Annotated in this window: 1 protein-coding gene; it reads right to left on the bottom strand. The window is 59.7% G+C overall.

From position 1 onward, the window contains the following. Window positions 1–3 precede the first annotated feature (3 nt). Window positions 4–1,365 (bottom strand): IS110 family transposase, encoded by a 1,362-nt coding sequence (locus EGN72_RS00315; RefSeq protein WP_127044685.1) that lies wholly within the window; start codon window positions 1,363–1,365, stop codon window positions 4–6. Window positions 1,366–1,597 lie beyond the last annotated feature (232 nt).

The raw sequence follows: 1,597 nt of genomic DNA, 5'->3' as shown, positions 1-1,597 counted from the left end.
TTCCTAAGAAACAGCCGCGGCCTCGGGAATGGGCGCCAGAGCAAAACCGAGGGTCTTGGCGCGCCGTTGAAGGTTTGAGAGCACGCGTTGCCGATGTCGTTCATCATAGGCCGCAGCACCCTGATCCTTATAGGTCATGCCATGCCGAATGGCGTTGTAGAACAAGACTGCGATCTTGCGCGCCGTGGCCGTCACCGCTTTTTGCTTGCCGATGCGCGATGACAGTCGGCGGTAAAACGCGCCCAGGGCCGTATCGCTTTTGCCAATCGTAACGGCTGCCAAGCGCAAGAGAGCAGCCGCACGACTTGAGGACCGGCGTGTCCGTGAGGATAGCAACTTGCCGCCGGATATCTTGTTGCCCGGAGCCAGACAGAGCCAGGACGTGAAGTGCTTTGCGCTTTTCCAGGCGCGCAGGTCCGTGCCGCATTCGGCCACCAGCTTCAGAGCTAGCGACGGGCCCAGACCGTGGATCTGCGTCAGGTCTGCGCCCAGCACCCCGTAAAGCGCCGCCCGCACATCAAAGGACGGCGCGTTGTGCTGCTTGCCCTTGATCCGTGCCTTCGGCAGCGGAGCCAGATCACCTTCAGCCCGGACAGTCAAAGCTGCTACTGCCGCTTCCAGCTTCCAGTCGCATGTCTCAATCTGGGCCTTGTAGAAGTCGTAAAGCTCCAGAGACTGTGTCAGGGCAAAGACGTGTTCCTCGCGGTCGTTGCCGACCAACGCAGCTTTGATCGTATCCATCGAGGATTTACAGCGAACATCCCGGAAAGCGGCAAGAACTTCCGGATCACGCTCGCCAGCGACGATGGCGCGGATTATCCGCATGCCGGTCGCGCCGGTGATATCGGAGACGACATGATGCAGTTGCAGATTCATTTCCATCAGCGCCTTCTGCATGTGTTGGATGTGAGCGGCGGCATACTCAGTGAGCCGTTCCCTTTGCCGCATGTAAGCGCGCAGGGTGGCGATCTCCGCCTCAGGGCGGAAACTGCCACGGAGCAGACCGTAGGAATGCAACTGGCGCAGCCACCCGGCATCGCTGACATCGGTTTTGCGACCCGGCACGTTCTTGGCATAGCGAGCATTCACGAGGATGACCTCGAAACCATGCGCTTCCAGGATCTCGAAGGCTGGTATCCAGTAAACGCCGGTCGACTCCATAGCCACGCTGGTGACGCCGCATGACTGGAACCAGTCGGCAAGGTCGTGCAAATCCTGAGTGAATGTCCCGAAGGCGCGCACTGGCATGATATCGGCGTCAGGGTTCACAGCCGCCATGTGCATCGTCGAGCCGATGTCGATCGCAGCCGCATTGGGTTTGACCATCGTCAGGTCCGGGTGGTCGCCGGTCTTGGACTTTGTCATGGTATCTCCTCCGTTCAAGCCGAAGGGCGTGGGCCATGCAAGTTCGTCATCTTCCTAACCGGGATCACCGCAATGGCGGCGTCACCACTCTCAAGTGCGCATCGGCCCATGTGCCACGTTTTTTAACGGGGTCAAGCCCACCAATAAGCCATCGGCAACTGCCCTTCCAGTGCAGCATAGCACACGCTGTTACTACAGCGCACAGGCGGGCTGCGGCCCGGAACGGTTTTTT

This window comes from Pseudorhodobacter sp. E13, assembly GCF_003991405.1.
Taxonomy (GTDB): Bacteria; Pseudomonadota; Alphaproteobacteria; order Rhodobacterales; family Rhodobacteraceae; genus Pseudorhodobacter.
The sequence above is the reverse complement of the archived record's forward strand: the minus strand, read 5'-3'. Positions and strand labels throughout refer to the sequence as shown.

Excerpts from the sequence above, each read along its gene's own strand:
- EGN72_RS00315 (WP_127044685.1), bottom strand. The coding sequence starts at position 1,365 with ATGACAAAGTCCAAGACCGGCGACCACCCGGACCTGACGATGGTCAAA.